Annotated in this window: 14 protein-coding genes; 7 read left to right on the forward strand and 7 right to left on the reverse strand. The window is 65.6% G+C overall.

The genetic code is table 11. The annotated features are described in order from the left end of the window. Positions 1-166 precede the first annotated feature (166 nt). The 4 genes from VW23_RS26995 to rbsK all read left to right on the forward strand — a co-directional run bounded on the left by VW23_RS26995 (position 167) and on the right by rbsK (position 3,629). Positions 167-1,183 carry a LacI family DNA-binding transcriptional regulator gene (locus VW23_RS26995; protein ID WP_069912567.1) on the forward strand — a complete coding sequence of 339 codons (1,017 nt, stop codon included), beginning with the start codon at positions 167-169 and terminating at the stop codon, positions 1,181-1,183. Next, positions 1,180-1,929 carry a glutamine amidotransferase gene (locus VW23_RS27000; protein ID WP_069912568.1) on the forward strand — a complete coding sequence of 250 codons (750 nt, stop codon included), beginning with the start codon at positions 1,180-1,182 and terminating at the stop codon, positions 1,927-1,929. The genes VW23_RS26995 and VW23_RS27000 overlap by 4 nt, the downstream gene beginning before the upstream one ends. Then, a complete protein-coding gene (locus VW23_RS27005) occupies positions 1,926-2,519 on the forward strand; it encodes an AAA family ATPase (protein WP_069912569.1) in 594 nt (197 codons plus the stop codon). Before VW23_RS27000 ends, VW23_RS27005 begins: the two co-directional genes overlap by 4 nt. 183 nt (positions 2,520-2,702) lie before the next feature. Next, a complete protein-coding gene (rbsK, locus tag VW23_RS27010) occupies positions 2,703-3,629 on the forward strand; it encodes a ribokinase (RefSeq protein WP_069912570.1) in 927 nt (308 codons plus the stop codon). A gap of 170 nt (positions 3,630-3,799) precedes the next feature. Here rbsK and VW23_RS27015 read toward each other — a convergent pair whose 3' ends face one another. From VW23_RS27015 to VW23_RS27025, 3 genes are all read right to left on the reverse strand, one after another. Next, entirely contained in the window at positions 3,800-4,795 is a 996-nt protein-coding gene (locus VW23_RS27015) for an ABC transporter permease (RefSeq protein ID WP_069912571.1), read from the reverse strand. Continuing rightward, entirely contained in the window at positions 4,795-6,285 is a 1,491-nt protein-coding gene (locus VW23_RS27020) for a sugar ABC transporter ATP-binding protein (RefSeq protein ID WP_069912572.1), read from the reverse strand. Before VW23_RS27020 ends, VW23_RS27015 begins: the two co-directional genes overlap by 1 nt. Positions 6,286-6,388: 103 nt before the next feature. Beyond that, on the reverse strand, positions 6,389-7,339 hold the full coding sequence (locus tag VW23_RS27025; protein ID WP_069912573.1) for a substrate-binding domain-containing protein: 951 nt from the start codon (positions 7,337-7,339) through the stop codon (positions 6,389-6,391). 285 nt (positions 7,340-7,624) lie between these two features. Between VW23_RS27025 and VW23_RS27030 the strand changes: the two genes are divergently transcribed. After that, positions 7,625-8,644 (forward strand): GntR family transcriptional regulator, encoded by a 1,020-nt coding sequence (locus VW23_RS27030; RefSeq protein WP_069912574.1) that lies wholly within the window; start codon positions 7,625-7,627, stop codon positions 8,642-8,644. Positions 8,645-8,868: 224 nt separating this feature from the next. Next, on the forward strand, positions 8,869-9,777 hold the full coding sequence (locus VW23_RS27035) for a glycosyltransferase family 2 protein (RefSeq protein WP_069912575.1): 909 nt from the start codon (positions 8,869-8,871) through the stop codon (positions 9,775-9,777). Positions 9,778-9,805: 28 nt separating this feature from the next. Here the strand turns inward: VW23_RS27035 and VW23_RS27040 are convergent, their stop codons facing one another. After that, on the reverse strand, positions 9,806-11,050 hold the full coding sequence (locus tag VW23_RS27040; protein ID WP_069912576.1) for an MFS transporter: 1,245 nt from the start codon (positions 11,048-11,050) through the stop codon (positions 9,806-9,808). A 276-nt stretch (positions 11,051-11,326) separates the two neighbouring features. Continuing rightward, the gene (locus tag VW23_RS27045; RefSeq protein ID WP_069912577.1) at positions 11,327-11,596 is read right to left on the reverse strand and encodes a hypothetical protein; all 270 of its coding nucleotides are present in this window, start codon (positions 11,594-11,596) and stop codon (positions 11,327-11,329) included. Positions 11,597-12,070: 474 nt separating this feature from the next. On the opposite strand from VW23_RS27045, the gene VW23_RS27050 reads away from it, so the two are divergent. After that, a complete protein-coding gene (locus VW23_RS27050) occupies positions 12,071-14,995 on the forward strand; it encodes an AfsR/SARP family transcriptional regulator (RefSeq protein ID WP_069912578.1) in 2,925 nt (974 codons plus the stop codon). Between the two features lie 120 nt (positions 14,996-15,115). Here the strand turns inward: VW23_RS27050 and VW23_RS29230 are convergent, their stop codons facing one another. After that, positions 15,116-16,105 carry a DUF5996 family protein gene (locus VW23_RS29230; RefSeq protein WP_244513747.1) on the reverse strand — a complete coding sequence of 330 codons (990 nt, stop codon included), beginning with the start codon at positions 16,103-16,105 and terminating at the stop codon, positions 15,116-15,118. Continuing rightward, positions 16,102-16,899, reverse strand: coding sequence for an SDR family oxidoreductase (locus VW23_RS27060; protein ID WP_069912579.1), 798 nt, complete (start codon positions 16,897-16,899; stop codon positions 16,102-16,104). Before VW23_RS27060 ends, VW23_RS29230 begins: the two co-directional genes overlap by 4 nt. Between the last annotated feature and the right edge of the window lie 28 nt (positions 16,900-16,927).

Here is a 16,927-nt window from a genome sequence, read left to right on the forward strand (position 1 = left end):
CCTCGCCGGCAGTGTAGGATGTGTATAGACGCAAGCTTCTCCCCCCCTCCCCTCAAGGGGGAGGGGAGCAGAAGGACTGCGGCAACAAACGCAGGGAATCCGGTTACGAAACCGCTTTACTAAAGCGTTTGCATCGATCTAGCTTAACTGTGCGAGTGGGGGTGCGATGGCAACGATCCATGATGTGGCACAAGATGCCGGGGTGTCGCCGACAACGGTGTCCCGGTACCTGAACAACCGTATCGAACTGCCACCTTCGACGGCGGGCCGGATCGATGCGGCGATCGCCAAGCTCGATTACCGGCCGAACCTCCTCGCCAAGCGACTCTCCACCGGCAAGACCGAAGCGGTCGGCCTCGTAACGCCGGAAATCCGCGAGCCGTTCTTTGCCGAGCTGGCCTCGGCATTCGAGGACGAGGCGGACCGGCACGGCTACACCGTGTTCATGAGCTCGACCCGCTCCGACCGCGAGCGCGAGATCGCCTCGCTGGAGCGACTGCACGACCGGCATGTCGATGGGCTGTTGATGATGACCAACACGCCCGATGACGGTACGCTCGCCAACCTGATCGGCAAGCGCAAGAACGTCGTCATCGTCGACGAGGACATTCCCGGGGTCAGCGTGCCGCGGCTGTTCGTCGAGAACACCGAGGGGGCGTACGTCGCGACCCGCCACCTGATCGAAGCCGGCCATCGCCGTATCGCCTATCTCGGCGGCCCGCACGGCCTGCTCACGGTGACCGAGCGGCGCGAGGGGTTTCTGATGGCGATGAACGAAGCGGGCATCGCGGTGCGGCCCGAATATGTCGCCATGGGGAGTTTTGCGCCGGAGCTGGCGCGCATCGCGACGCGGAAATTCCTCGAGCTGCCGCTGCCGCCGACCGCGATCTTCGCCTCGTCGGACTACCTCGCCATCGGCGCGGTGATGGGGTTGAAGGAAGCGGGGGTGAGCGTTCCCGACGATATCTCGCTGATCGGCTTTGACGACATGCCATTCGGCGCATTGCTGACGCCGCCGTTGACCGCCATCCGCCAGCCGGTCGAGCAACTCGGCCGCCAGGGCTTCCAGACGCTCCTGGCGCTGCTCAACGGCGAGGCGCCGCCACTGCTGACGCGGCTGCCAGTCGAACTCATTGTGCGCCAGTCGGTCGGCGCACCCACTCAGAAGGACTTCATAGCGTGAGCAAGCGCGTACTGATTGCCGGGGAATCCTGGGTCACCCATTCGATCCACACCAAGGGCTTCGATAGTTTCACCACCACCGAATACAACGAAGGCGTGCGCTGGCTGAAGGCGGCGCTCGAGGGCGGCGGTTGGGAGGTAACCTTCCTCCCCAACCACCTCGCCGCCCGCGATTTCCCGCAAACCGCCGAAGCGCTTGCTGCCTATGACGTGGTGATGCTGTCCGACATCGGCGCCAACACGCTGCTACTCCACCCCGACACGTTCGTCCGCTCGGTGCCGCTGCCCAACCGGCTGACCGCCATCAAGGATTACGTGCTCAATGGCGGCGGCCTCGTGATGATCGGCGGCTACCTCACCTTCCAGGGCATCGACGCCAAGGGGCAATATGCCGGCACGGCCATCGAAGACGTGCTGCCGGTGACGCTGTCTCGCCATGACGACCGGCGGGAAAACCCGCAGGGCGTCGCCGCCCATGTCGGCGACCCCGGCCACCCGATCACCAAAGGCATTGCCGGCGAGTGGCCGGCGCTGCTTGGCTATAACGAAGTGGTGGCCAAGCCCGATGCCGAGGTGCTGGTGCGGGTCGGCGGCGACCCGCTGATCGCGGTGGCCGAGTTCGGCAAGGGCCGCTCAGTCGTATTCACCTCCGATTGCGGGCCGCACTGGGCGCCGCCGCCCTTCGTCGACTGGGCCGGCTATGCGCCGCTCTGGAACAACATCGCCAACTGGGTGAGCGGCAAATGACCCAAGACGGTATCAAGGTCAAGCAGGCGCCCGACCCGTGGCAGCGCACCACCACCGAGAACGGCTTTCCCGCCGACGAGGTGATCTCGGCGCTGCAGAAATCCATCCGCCGCGGGCTCACCGAGAACGCGGTGCTGCTCGGCTGGGAGATGTATCTCACCAGCCCCGAGCTCGAGCAGAAGCTGTGGGACCGGCTGGCGGTGATTTCTGTCGAGGATGTGGGCTTCGGCAACCTCGATGCGCCGGTGCTGATCGACACGCTCTATCGCACGCACCAGCGCTTCGACCGGCCGACGCATGACCGGTTCCTGTTCGCGGCGCACGCCATCCGCGTGCTCTCATCGGGCAAGAAGGACCGCACCACCGACGACATGGTCAACTGGGCCAAGCACGCCATGGCGTTCGGCGAACGCCTGCCGGAGATCCCGGATTTTGCCGTCGACATGCATACCGGCCGCGGCGAGGCGATGGGGCGCGACTATCTTTACTTCATGACCGAAGCCAGCAAGGTTTCGCCCGAGATCGAGGGCCGGGACGAGAGATACCGCGACTGGATACTCGCGGCGCTGAAGGCGGGAAAGCTGACGTAGACTGATAGAGACGGCCCCCTCCCGGCCTCCCCCATGAAGGGGGAGGTGAAGAGTCGAGGCTCTGTCTTCGATCGTGCCAAATGCACCGGCGGGGGCACCTCCCCCTTTATGGGGGAGGATGGGAGGGGGCCGTCTGCCGGAAGTAATTTTGAGGCGCGCACAGCGCCCATACTGGGAGGAACCATGCGCGCACCTGTTGCAGTGCTCGGGATTTTCGTGGCGGATCTGGCGTTCCGGGCGCCGCGACTGCCGCTGATGGGCGAGACCATTCTCGGCCAGGGTTTCAAGGACGGGCCGGGCGGCAAGGGCTCGAACCAGGCGATCGCCGCGGCACGGGCCGGTGGCGACGCGCGGATGATCACCCGCATCGGCCGCGACACCTTTGGCGACATGGCGCAAAAAGCCTGGGCGGCTGACGGCATCGACACTTCCGCGGTGGCGATTGACGAGCACCTGCCCACGGGTGCGGCGTTCATCTTCGTTTCCACCGAGACCGGCAACAACGCCATCATCGTCGAGAGCGGCGCGGCGGCAAAGCTGTCGCCGGCCGATGTGGTGGCGGCCGAGAGTGTGATCCGCGGCAGCAAGGTGCTGATCACGCAGTTCGAGCAGCCGGTCGAAACGGCCATCGCCGGGCTGTCGCTGGCCCGCAGGCACGGGGTGATCACCATCCTCAACCCGGCGCCGGCGCTACCGGTCGACGACGCGATCTACGCGCTTTGCGACTATGTCACGCCGAACGAAACCGAGGCAGCGACGCTGACCGGGTTAAAGGTCGAAACCGAAGCCGAGGCGCTGGCGGCGGCCAAGGAGTTCGTCCGCCGTGGCGCGAAGAACGCGCTGATCACCCTGGGCGAAAAGGGCGCTTTGCTGCATGGCGAGGCCGGCACGCACAGGGTGCCCGCCTTCAAGGTGGAGAAAGTGGTCGAGACCACCGGCGCCGGCGACGCCTTCAATGGTGGCTTCGCGGTGGCGCTGGCCGAGGGCCAATCGCCGGTCGACGCCATCCGCTTCGGCTGCGCCACTGCCGGCCTCTCGGTGCAGAAGCCCGGCACCGCGCCATCGATGCCGACACGGACGGAAATCGAGGCGATGCTCAGGGCGGGGTGAGCGGCACTGCGGGTGCAGAGTGCGTCCCCTCGCCCCTCCTAGGGGAGCGCGATAGCGCCCCCGGGGGGAGAGGGTCAGGGTGAGGGGTAGCCAAGCACACCAGGTGAGCAGCCGCCGCCGCTATTCCGGCCAATACTAGCGCTGGCGTGCTTGGCGGCTTCGCTTGAGGCTCAGCGCTTGATGCCGCGTTCCAGCACCTGGTTGAGCAGCACCGCGGCAAGGATGGTGGCGCCCGAGACGACGAGGCGCCAGTATTCCGAGACGTTCATCAGTACCATGCCGTTGTTGATGCAGCCGAGGAACAGCACGCCCAGCAGGGTGCCCCAGATGCGGCCCTTGCCGCCGAAGAGACTGGTGCCGCCGATGATCACCGCGGCGATGACGTTGAGCTCCATGCCGGTGGCGGCGGTGCCGTTGCCCGAGCCGATCTGGCTGGCAATCAGCATGCCGCTCAGCGCCGTGAGCCCGCCGGTGATGGCGAGGGCCAAAGTCTTGGTGCCATAAACATCGATGCCTGACAGACGCGAGGCCTCGGCATTGCCACCCACCGCGTAAACGGCGCGGCCGAAGCTCATATATTTCATCAGCACATGCATGGCGGCGAACACCGCGAGGAAGAAGAACACCGGCGTCGGCACGCCACCGACATTGCCGGCGCCGAAGAAGTTGAAGCCCTTGGGGAAGCTGGTGATCGGAAAGCCGCCGGAGATCAGGTTGGCGATGCCGCGCAAACCCGCCAGCATCGCCAGCGTGGTGATGAAGCTCGGCACGTTGAACCATTGCCGCATCTTGCCGGTGAACACCCCGCAGCCGATGCCGACCGCGATGGCAGCCAGCGCGCCGATGGCGACGGCCGGCCAGGGGCCGATGCTGTCGGTGAGCGCGCCGCAGGTCCAGCCGAGGATGCAGCCGGCCAGCGCCGCGCCGGCGCCGACCGACAGATCGATCTCGCCGGCGATGATCACCGCCGTCATGCCGAAGGCGATGATGCCCAGCATCGAGACGGCGCGCAGCACGTTGAGCAGGTTCGGGAGGCTGGCAAAACCCGGCGCGGCGACGACCAGCACCAGGATCAGCGCGACGAGGATCAGCTCCATGACGAAGTAGCGCAGCCGGGTGAGGCTGAAGCCGCCTCGCGGCGAAGTGCGTTCGGCGTCGACGCTCATCAGGGATGGCCCTCCATGCACAGCTGGTAGAGTTCGGTGAGGTTGGTGGTTTGCGGCGTCACCTCGGCGACGAGGCGGCCGTGATGCAGCACGAGAATGCGGTCCGCGACATCGAGCAGTTCCTCGAGTTCGCTGGACACGAAGATCGAGGAGAGGCCGGCTGCCGCCTCGGCCCACATGATCTCGAAGATCTGCTGCTTGGCCTGGAGATCGACGCCGCGGCTCGGCTCATCGAAGAACATCACCTTTGGCGCGGTGTTGAGCCAGTTGCCGATCACCACCTTCTGCTGGTTGCCGCCCGACAGCGTCGAGACCGGCAGCAGCGGATCGGCCACCTTGATGCCGAGCTCGCGGATCTGTCGGGTGACCGACGGGGTCTCGCGGGCGCGGTTGGTGAAGCCGGCGCGGGCGACGCGATCGAGGCTGGCGAGGATCAGGTTGTCGTGGATGGCGGCCATCTGCACCAGCCCGACTTCCTTGCGGTTTTCAGGGGTGTAGCCGAGCCCCAGCGCCTTCATCCGCTTGGGGGTGGGCTTGTCGACGCGCTGGCCGGCGAAGCTGATCTCGCCGCTATCGAGCGGATCGGCGCCGAAGATGGCGCGCAGCACTTCGGTGCGGCCGGCGCCGAGCAGGCCGGCCATCCCCAGCACTTCGCCGGGATAGAGCTCGAACGAGATGTCGGTGAAGGCCGGAGCCCGGCTGAGGTGGCGAACCGACAGCACCGGCGCCGCGCGATTGACCGCCCGACGGGCCGGGCGCGAGGCTTTCGCCACGTCGCCGAACATCATCTCGACGATCTTGGCCGGGCTCGCATCTGATATCTCGATGGTGCCGACATAGTGGCCGTCGCGGACCACGGTGCAGGTATCGGCGAGCTCGAACAGCTCGTTCATCCGGTGGGTGATGTAGATCACCGTGACGCCGCGCGCCTTCAGCCGGCGAACCAGCTCGAACAGATGCCCGACCTCGCGGGCGGCCAGCGCCGAGGTCGGCTCGTCGAGGATCAGCACCGATGGCGCAAAGCTCATCGCCTTGACGATCTCGACCATCTGCTGCTGACCGAGGCTCAGCGTTTCGACCAGCCGGCGCGGTTCGATCTCGAGCTCCATTTCGGTGAGCAGTGCAGCAGCCCGCTTGTGCAGTTCGGCCCAATCGACGAAGCGGCCACGCCTCGGCAGCCGACCGAGAAAGATGTTCTCCCCCACCGACAGCGAGGGCACCAGCGACAGCTCCTGGTGCACGGTGACGATGCCGGCGGCAAAGGCTTCAGAAGGTGTGGCGAAGCTCACCTCACGGCCATTCACCGACATCGTGCCGGAGCTCGGCTGCACGGCGCCAGCCAGGATCTTGATGGCAGTGGATTTGCCGGAGCCGTTGCGACCCATCAGGGCATGCACGCGAGCCGGCGCAAAGGCATGCGAGAAATGCGACAGCGCCAGCGTGCCGTCATAGGCCTTGCTGACATCCTTGAATTCGATGGCGCCGCGCATCCGAAGCTCCCGGAAAGAGCCGCCGGCCCCTGTTGGTCGCGAGATCGAACCGGAAAAGTCTGCAACTTTTCCTGATCTCGCTCCAGAGCACCGGCGGCTGGCCTTACTGCTTCACGCTCGCCGCATAGGCCTTTACCGCCTCAAGGTCGTAGCGGGACAGCGCCAGTGGCGGGATGTCGTAGGTCTTTTCAGTGGCCTCACCCTTGGCGGCGGCGAGCGCCACGTCGGTGGCTTTCTTGCCCATCTCGAAGGGCTGCTGCGCCGTGGTGGCGATCAGCACATTGTCCTCGTCGAGCAGGAACCCGGCCAGCTGCTCGGAACCATCGGTGCCGAACACGAAAACTTTGCCCTGCAGCCCCGCGGCGCGCACCGCCTGCACGGCGCCGACCGTGCCGCCTTCATTGGCGGCATAGATCACCTGCAGCCCCGGGTTGGCGGTGAGGATGTCGGTGGCGACGGTCACGGCGTTTTCGGCGAGCCAGGCATCCTGCGTGGCGACGATATCGAGTTCGGCGCCGGCCTTGGCCTTTTCGAGGAAGCCGTTGGTGCGGTCATCGCTCATCTGCTGCAGCTGCGAGCGGAAGCCGAGCAGCGCCACCTTGGCCTTGCCGCCAAAAGTCTCGGTGATGAAGCGGGCCGCCGCCTCGCCGGTGAAGCGGCCGATATCGAGCTGGCTGGTGCCGATATCGGCGACCTGGAAATCGGAATTGATCGAGGTGCCGTAGAGCACCACTTTGACGCCGGCATCCCGGGCGCGCTCCAGCGCCGGGATCGAGGCATCGCCATTGAGCGGGGCGAGGACGATGGCCTTGGCGCCGCGGGCGATGAAGGTATCGACCAGCTCGGCTTCCTTTTCGAGCTTGTTCTCGGAATTGCCCTGCAACAGCGTCGCGCCGCCATCCTTGGCGCTCTGCTCCATGCCGAGCTGGATGCCGCGGAAGAACTGATCCTGCTGGAAGATCATGCCGCCGATGACGGTCTCCTGCGCCGCTACGGCGCCGGACAAAAGGGTAGCGAGGCCGGCCGAGGCCAGCACCAAACGTGCGAACTTCATCGAAACTCTCCTCCGGCGTCCGGTCAGGGGAACGCCATGTCACGGCCGGCAAGGCGGCCGCCTCCCTCGTCGCTTCCTCCAGCGACGGCAGCACTCTTGCAAATCGCCGCGCCGAGAGTCAATGCATATTGCATGCATAGTGCGTCACGATAGAATGGGGCGAGTAAGGCAATCCAGCACGTTGCTCAAACAGCGATACTGGGCATGGATCGGCGACTTATGGATATTGCAAGCAGTTGCCCGGAATATGCGATCTTCAGCGCTGACTGACAGAGGGGCACCCAGATGGTAGAACGACGCCCGATGTCGCCAAAGCCCGAAGCGCCGCTATACCAGACCATCTATGCGGTGCTCCGTGAGCACCTCGAGGAGGGGGCATTTCCGCCCGGGCTGGTGCTGGGCGAGGCCAATGTGGCGCGGGCCTTCAAGGCGAGCCGCATTCCGGCCGCGGCGGCGCTGAAGCGGCTGAGCGAGGAAGGGCTGATCGGCAGTTTTGCCGGACGCGGCTTCATTGCCCGCGGCGGCGAGGCGGCGCCGAAACCGCTGCGGCTGGAACTCAGCGAAGCCGGCCTGGTGCTGCCGGCGGCACTGGAGGCGGATGGGTCACCGCGCAATATCGGGCTCAAGATTTATCCTGAGGTCGAGCACGCAGTGGCCGCCAGCCTCGCCTATGGCCGGTTCATGCTCAACGAATCGGCGCTGGCCGAGCACTACGGCGTCAGCCGCACCATCGCGCATGAAGTGCTGACCCGGCTGGCCCGCACCGGCATCATCGTTCAGGAAGCCAACCAGCGCTGGTATGCCGGGCCGCTGACCGCCGAATCGATCCGCGAGCATTACGAGATGCGCTGGATCCTCGAGCCGGTGGCGCTGCGCCAGGCGTTTCCGAAATTCACCGAGGCGGAGCTGACGGCCCGCCGCGACCGGGTGATGCGGGCGCAGGGTGGTGATCGCGGCATCATGGAACTCGAGGGGATCGAGCAGGACCTCCACATCGACACCGTGGCGCGCTGCAACAACCGGCAGCTGCTGCAGGCGGTGCAACGCAGCCAGCTGCTGTTGATCGCCACCCACGCGACCTTCCGCAGCCACCGCACCGGCACCGAGATCTCCACCATGCTGGAGGAGCACCGGAGCATTTACGACCTGCTGCTCGACGGCGACCTCGACAGCGCCTGCCGCATGCTGGAGACCCACCTCCACCGCTCGATGCACCCCAATATCGAGATGGTCGCCCGGCTCGGCCCGATGCCGGAGGCAGCGCGACTGCCCTACCTCACGCCGGTGGAGCGCGGCAGCAACTGAGGCGGCTGCAGGGAGATGCATCGGGATGCATCGCCCAATACCGGGCGGGGCCGAGCGCCAGCCTCATCCGTCACGGACAGATGCTTTCCAGCATCGTGGACAGAATCGGCCACCGCTGATCCAACTAAAGTAGAACGATACTGATTGGAGCCGGCGGTTTCGATCGGAAGCGATGGTGCCGGGGTCGGAAAGCTCCGCCCCGGGGAGTGGAAGCTTAGCCTCGGTTGATCAAGCAGCAGGTCTACATCTACGACAAGAGCCTCAAGGGGACGTCGAGCCGGCTTACGCCTGACCGCCTCGTTGCCATCCAGGGCACGACGACCGGGCCGCTGGTTTCGTGCCTCATGGTGACCCGGGGCGATCTGCACCGGGTCGGCGCCTCAATCGGCTACTTCAGGAGGCAGATCTATCGCAACAAAGAGCTGGTGATCGTCTGCGACGCGGTGACCGAGGGGCTGCGACGCCTGGTCGAGGCGAGCGGCGACGACATTCGCCTCGTCCGCGTCGATGAGCGATTGTCGCTTGGACTGCTCAGGAACATCAGCGTCGAACAGGCGCGGGGTGAGATCGTCTGCCAATGGGACGATGACGATATTTACGGCGCGCATCGTATCGAGCGCGGCGTCGGCGCACTATTGCAGGCGAAGGCCGATGCGGTGTTCCTGCGCCAATGGTGCATCTGGTCGCCGGGCCAGAAGATCCTGACTCTGTCGGGCACTCGTGTCTGGGAGGGCTCGATGCTCGCCTTCAAGCGAGCGCTCCCCCGCTATCCCGACGCTGCCCGTGCCGAAGACACGGCGCTGGTCGAGGCTATGCTCGCCACGCATTCGATCGCCCTGATGGATGACCCGCTGTCCTATTGCTACTGCATCCACGGACAGAACACCTACGATGAGCCGCATTTCCGGGCCATCCTCAATAACGCCAGCCTGAAGCTCAGCTATGGCAGGGCGCTCGCGGCCTTTTCAAAGTTCTTCGCGTTTGACGAGCACCCTGCGCTCAGCGAACCCGACCGTCACATGCTCGCCGGGAACGCTGGTGATGTCGGCCAGTTGCGGCGTCTGGAGACCTATGTGGGCGTCAACCAGTTCCTGCGGCGGCTGCGCTACCGCTTCAAACGCCGCACCGCGTAGCGGCCGGGTCCGGGCTCTCCCGGAAGCGCTAGGCTGACGCGTCGGTCGGCATTGAGGCGCCGCGGAAACGTGAGAGCAGCAGCACGGTCCCCGTCCCCAGCATCGTCGCTCCGGCAATGGCCAACGCCGTGCGGTCGCCGAACTGCAGGGCCAACCAGCCGCCGAACGGCGCCGCTACGGCGATAAGGCCCCAGTTGATCGAGCGGATGGTGGTGTTCATGCGCCCCCGCAACCGCGAGGGCGTCACGGCGTTGCGGAAACTCATCTCCAGCGGGCCGCGCAAGCCGAAGCCGACGCCGTAGACGAGCTGCGCCGCGATGAGTGCATAGAGCGTGAGACCTGACCGGGGCGCTACGGCCACCAGCAGCCACCCCGCCCCGGTCAGGTAATCGCAGAAGAGGATCGCCTTGCCGGTCCCCAATATTCGCGCCGCCCACTCCGCCAATCCGGCCCCCAGCACGCCGGCCAACCCCGCTACTCCCAGGGTCAACCCGACAGCGCCGGCATCGAGCCCGAGCCTGGTCGCATGGAAGATGTAGACGGTTCCGGCGATCGCATTGGCGATGAACCAGACATGGAGGCAAACTGCATAGGGCGCGAGGAAGGGGTGCCGGTAGACCCAGGCAACGCCCTCCCTGAGATCGGCGCCGACCGAAGCTGGCACTCGCTGCTGCGCTGGCTGCGGATCGGGAACGCCGGCGAGCAGCACTGCCGAGGCGGCATAGGTGAAAGCATTGATCAGCATGGTGACCGGGGCCCCGACCACGCCCGCGAGCAGTCCGGCGAGCAAAGGTCCAAGCGTCTGCGCCGCGGTGTAGGTCTGGGTCATGACCACGCTGCCTGAGGCCAGAAGGCTCGGCGGCAGCAGGTCGGCGGTGAACGATTGATGCGCCCCGCCCTGCAACACCGCCGCACAGCCGAGCAGGAACACCAGCACCGCCAGCCCCAGTGGCGAGAGCATCCCCAGAATGCCCAGTCCGGCAATGGCGAGCAGCAAGAGGCAACTGGCAATATCGGAGGCGATCAGCAGCTTCCTGCGCCGCACCCGATCCGCGATCACCCCAGCCACCAGCCCGAACAGCAGCGAGGGGAGCCACTGCGCCGACCGGACCCAGCCGATCTCCAGCTGGTCGGCATCGAGGGTATGGATCAGCAACAGTTGCAGCGACAGGCCGAAAATGAACGTCCCGAACGTCGACAACCCGTCGGCAAGCCACAGGCGCACGAAGCCGGGATAGCGCAGCAACTGACCAAAAGAGGACCGCTCGACCATAAGGCGCCTGTCTCACATACGCCTGGTCACCGTGTCGCATTCATCGTGATCGCCGCAAGGGGCGTCCGGGGGTGCATGCTGCCTGTCGCGAGAGGCTTCTGATGTGTGAAACGCGGCACCCTCGACTCGGCCCCAGCGGGTCCCAGCGCCGTAACGCTCGCCTCACGCCCTGCGACTTAGCCTGAAACTCGGCCAGGACCCCTGTTGCGCCGGGCCTGCAGCCGGCCGCTTGAAGCCACCCGAGCGCCGGCTGCGTCACTTTCGCGAAATTGCGCGCTATCGCGTTGGCGCCGGGACGGTACTCGGCGTTGCGACCGATCCATCGTGATAGAGCAGTACGCGCTCTTCCTCGCCGTCGGGGGTGAGGTATGAAACTTCCGCGAGGATGTTTTTCGGCTCACCCAACAGATAGGGCCTGGTCCGCATGACCCTTTCGGCCGCCGCGATGGGGTGGGCGGCGATGGCTCGCACCGGTTTGGCGAAAGCAACCCCGCCACTTCCACCGATATAGCGTGCCACCTGGAAGGCGAACTGAACATCACCCATTCACGCCTCCCCACGGACGCCCCTGACGGGTGCGCAGGATTGCTGTGCCATAGCGCTCGCATGCATAGGCGGCGAGAATGAAACTCATGGTGCCTACCTCCTTCCGTCGCGACAATTCGGCCAGGGACGATGAGGCAGATCCGCTGATAGGCGCATGCGCCACACCGTTGCCGAGGCCTGGAAAGACCTCGACAAGCCGGGATGATCACGTCGCGAGCTGTGGCCCGCCAGCGGCGCAAGCAATTGCAGATGCCACTCGTGAGGCTGCACGCCAGAACGGCATCGGGCGTTAAAGGTATGACGCAGACGTAATGGCCGCGTGATCCCGGCATGCGAGCAACGTGATTTGCCCGTGATTTTCTGTCTGCTACGTTCACTTCTTCGATCGAGCAGTGAGCGAAACGGCCTGTGACCTCGCCCCATCTGTATCTCAATCTCCTGGGCCCGTTCGAAGCTCGGTCTCAAGATGGACGCGTGATCGAGCTCAGGCTCAAGACGGCGCGTCTTGTGCTGGCTTGGCTGGCGCTCCGCCCAAGGCAAAGCGGCAGTCGCGAAGAGATTGCGGCTCTGCTGTGGAGCGAACGGAGCGAGGCCCAGGCCTACCAGAGCCTGCGCCAGACCCTGGCCGTGCTTCGGCGGTCCCTCAGTGCAGAGGCCAGCGAGGTGCTCGAGGTCGATCGTGAAAGGCTGAGCTTTGCCTCGGGCACGGTGCAGTCGGATGTCGCCTTGCTTGAGGTCGAGGCCGACAGCACCGTCGAGGCGCTGGAGCGGGCGGTGGCGCAATACAAAGGAGAGTTCCTCGAGGGCGTGAGCATTCGTGATCCGCTTGGCCAGCAATGGCTCGAGGCCCGGCGCGCCGAACTCCGGGCGATCGCGACCAAACGCTTCGAATGGCTGCTTACGGCCTACGAGCGGGCGGCACGCCACAAAGATGCCGAACCGATCGCGGCCTGCCTGGTCGAGATCGATCCGCTTGCCGAACCGGGGCATCGGGCCTTGATGCGGGCGCATCTGGCCGCAGGTGAACGCGCCCTCGCCGTTCGGCAATACCAGCGTTGCCGCGACATCCTGTTGCGCGAACTGTCGGTCGAGCCGGCGGCCGAGACCAAGGCATTGCTGCGGCTGGCAGCCGACCCGGCGCCATACCATCTGGATGCCGCGCCTGTGGTGCGCGACCAGTCCCTCGGCCGGACGCCGCAAGCGCATAACCTGCCGCGGCAGATGACCTCGCTGGTCGGTCGCGACGAGGAGGTGGAGGAGGTTCTCGCCCGCCTCCGCCGCTACCGGCTGGTAACGCTCACCGGCCCTGGTGGCGCGGGCAAGACCCGCATGGCCGTTGAAACCGGCTTCCGCCTCGCCGGGGGATATGCGGACGGGGTCTGGCTGGTCGAACTGGCCGCGATTGCCGATCCACAACTGGTTGGGGAGGCGTTGTGCGGTGCCTTGGGGGTGCCCGTGGCTGGCGATCGGCCGGCCACGGAGAGCGCCATCGCGCATCTGCATCAGCGAGACGTGCTGCTCATCCTCGACAATTGCGAGCACCTGGTCGCGGCCTCGGCGCGGCTCGTCGAGATGCTGCTGGGCGCCTGCCCATCGGTTTCGATCCTCGTGACCAGCCGCGAAAGCCTGTCGGTACCCGGCGAGAGCCAGTATCGGGTGCCGAGCCTCGCCTATCCAGCCCGCCCGGAGACAGTAACCCCGGCGGTCGCGGTCGCGCACAGCGCCGTGCAATTATTCGTCGATCGTGCCGCCGCCATAGTCGATGGGTTCGTGCTCGATGAGGGCAATGCGCCCGCTATCGCCAGCATCTGCAAGCAGGTCGACGGCATCCCCCTGGCCATCGAGCTGGCGGTCGGGCGGCTCAAGATGATGGGGCCCGATTGGCTGGCCAGCAATCTCAGCGCGTCGTTCATGACGCTGCGCCGGTCGACGCGGGCCGGCCCCCGACATCACCAGACCCTGCGCGCCATGCTCGACTGGAGCTACGATCTGCTGCCCGCCGAAGAACAGGCGCTGCTGCGCCGGCTTGCGGTGTTCGCCGGCGGCTGCTCGCTGGCATCGGCGATGCGGGTGGCCAGCGGCGCGCCGATTGCAGAGGATGAGGTGTTCGACCTGTTATCATCGCTGGTGGAAAAGTCGCTGGTCGCAGTGGATCTGACGGAAGCCGAGCCGCGTTATCGCCTGCTCGAGACGACGCGCAGATATGCCCTGGACAAGCAGGGCGATATTGGCGAGCCGGGTCGGCAGCGCGAGCTCGCGGTCTATCTGATTGATCGGTTCACCGAGGGCCGGGAGACCTGGCCCCGGACGCCAACCATCACCTGGCTGGGTCGCTATGAGCCGGAACTCGACAATGTGCGTGCCTCGCTGGAATGGGCCTTTGGCGCTGAAGGCGAGGCAAAGCTCGGCGTTCAGCTTGCCACGCTGAGCCTCCGGCTCTGGGATGAGCTCTCGCTGTTCCGTGAACGCGAGCGCTGGAGCGAAATGGCGATGCTCCAGATCGACCAGGGTACGCCGCCCGATACTGCAGGGCGGCTCTATCTGTCGAAGACCTCCAACAGCGCGCATGGCGATCACTCCGGCTTTGCCTTTGCCGATCAGGCGGTGCAGCTGTTCCGCTCCGCCGGCCGCGATCTCGATCTCGGCGAAGCCCTGGCCCGCGCCGGCGCCGCACTACTGACCATGGAGACGATCGGAAAAGCGCTGCCGTACCTTGAGGACGCCCTGAAGGTGCTTGAGCCGCTTGGTCCGACCAAGCCCCTCGCGAGCTGCCTCCGCTCCAAGGGTGTGGCGGCATATCTCGGTGGCGACGTCGCGACGGCTCGCACCTTGATCGGCCGATCCATGGCCGTGTGCAGGAGCGTCGGCGATTCCCGCGGTGTGGCCAGCGCGCAGATCGCGCTGGCAGAAATGGACTTCATTGCCGGCGAGGTCGCGAGTGCCATCACTGGGATCCAACGCATGCTCAGCGGCCCGGACCATAACCGCCGACAGGCAACGCTGGGCCTCAGCAACCTCGCCTCATACCTCCTTTCGGATGGCAAGCTGGAACCGGCGCGCCAATCCGCCAGCGAGAGCCTGCGAGAGGCGAGGGCCCTCGGCTGGCCAGCAGCCATCGTGCGTGCCGCGGAACACCTGGCCCTGGTTGCCGCCCTCGAAGGAGAAGCGGAGCTCGCGGCACGGCTATTGGGGTTTACCGAGGCCTTCTACGCCAAAGGCAGCGCCAGCCGGGAGTGGACCGAAGAGGTTACCCACCAACGGCTGGTGGCCGAACTGTCCAGGCAGCTGTCGCCGGCTCGTGTGAACGCCGCCATGCAGGAGGGTGCCGGGTGGGGCGAGCAGCAGGCGGTGGAGGCGGCAAGCGTCGTCGGTCAGGGAGTGCGCGCGGTGGAGGTTTAGGGGGGCACGGAAAACGGGGGCACGGCATCGGCGCTTGTGACCAAGCTCCTGCGCGCCCGCCCAGCAGAGCGGGCAGTCGCCATCGTCCGCTTCTGGCCCAAAGCGGAACTAGTCACAGGACTAGATTTGACGGGGGCGCAGTGGTCGACCGACTTGGCACTCGAGATTTCGCACGTCCCAGTTCGCTAGATCGGCAGCCGTGCGATAGGTGTCCTGCAGAAAGCTCATAAGCATCCCGGCGGGGTCCGGTGAGGTGCGAACTGCTTCGTAGGGGAGAATGAACTCGCCGAGGGTAACGTCGTAGTGGGCGGCTGATGGCTGAATACGCGCGGGAGCAAAACCGGGCGGCGCTGGATAGGCGTACGAGTAGAAGCAGGGATAATCGACGCCACCTCCGCCCGGCCAGAATCCCGCCGAGGATACTTCGTGGCTATAGGCCTCGCGCGTTACCGCATCAGGGAGGAACGGAACACCTCCCGGATGGATCGGCGCCCTCCGACCCGAGAACCGCGTAACAGCGAGATCGAAGCTGCCCCAGAACAGGTGAACGGGACTGGCTTTGCCGAGAAAAGCGGTCCGAAACTCAGCAAAAACCAGTGCGACGAGGATCAGCGCGCGGTGAAACCGGCTGACCGCGTCGGCGTCATACGGACGTTGGGCGGTGTCTTCGGCGAAGGGGACCGGTGCGGCAACTTCGTTGGGGGACCAATGCCAGTGCGGTGTGCCGCCGAGTTCGTTGATCAGTATGCGGAGTTCGGTATCGAATTGCGCGACGGACATCGACGCCAATTTGAACCCGGCTCTACGGCCGTTGTTGGCGGCGCCAATCACACGGTGTTCCACAAGGTCGAGGATCAACTCGATCCCGCCGGGCCCGTCGGGCACCAGCCCTGTGGTCAGGCCTAAGGCGCTTGGGTAGAGCGTCGCGTGCCAGGAGTGGCAGAGCCATGGCGTGCGGGCCAGGCGATACTTCCCCACGACCTGTGCATAGAGATGCAGCGCATCGCAGGTGTCTCGCCATGCCCCATAGGGAATGTCGGGCCAATCCGTCGTCTTCATTCTGCTCGCTGCAAGCGGCTGGTGATCTGCAACCGGTGCCACGATCGTCATGAGCGCAACTCCCCGACGTTCGAAGTAGCCTGAGCGCGAGTTCTTGAGAGCCAGGCGTCAAACAAGGTAGAACCAGTCAGCGGGGCCGGACCGGGAATAAGCGTTCGTTCGCCCAGCCGAGCTCCAAGATATCGCGCATTGCTGTCGGCAATCACCAACCGGTCGTCAGAAGCGTTCGCCAGCACGCGTCCCACCACATCGCTCAGTCGATACGCCTCGGGGCCGGCGACCTCAACGATGTCGTTGACAGGTTCGCCAGCTGCGATCGTGGCAAGTGCGACGGCGACATCGTCAGCCGCGATCGGCTGCGTAAGCGCAAGTGCGACGCGGACGAGGCGGCTGTCGCCGCCAGAGGTGGCGAGACGCGGCATAAATTCCATAAACTGCGTTGCGCGGAGGATGGTGTACGGGACGTCCGACGCGCGAACGATGGATTCCTGTTCGAGCTTGGCACGGAAGTAACCGCTCTCGACCAACCGATCTGCTCCAACGACCGACAAGGCGACATGGTGCGCTATCCGCTGGGACCTGCCGGCAGCGATCAGGTTGCGTCCAGCGGTGGAAAAGAACGCCAGTGCGACCTCGGCCTCGAACGACGGGGCGTTAGCGACATCGATCACCACCTCGGCATCCTCTAGGACTTCCCAGAGTCCATCGCCCGACACAGTGTTGACCCCCGACGCCGGCGACGTAGCGATAACGTCATGGCCGTCGAGTTGCAGCCTAGCTGCCAAGCGCGTGCCGATCAGCCCGGTTCCTCCGATTACTACGACCCTTTTGGGGCGATTGTGCATCTTGCCTCTCCATGTTGGTCAAGCCGAT

Origin of the sequence: Devosia insulae DS-56, assembly GCF_000970465.2 — a bacterium.
GTDB lineage: Bacteria > Pseudomonadota > Alphaproteobacteria > Rhizobiales > Devosiaceae > Devosia_A > Devosia_A insulae.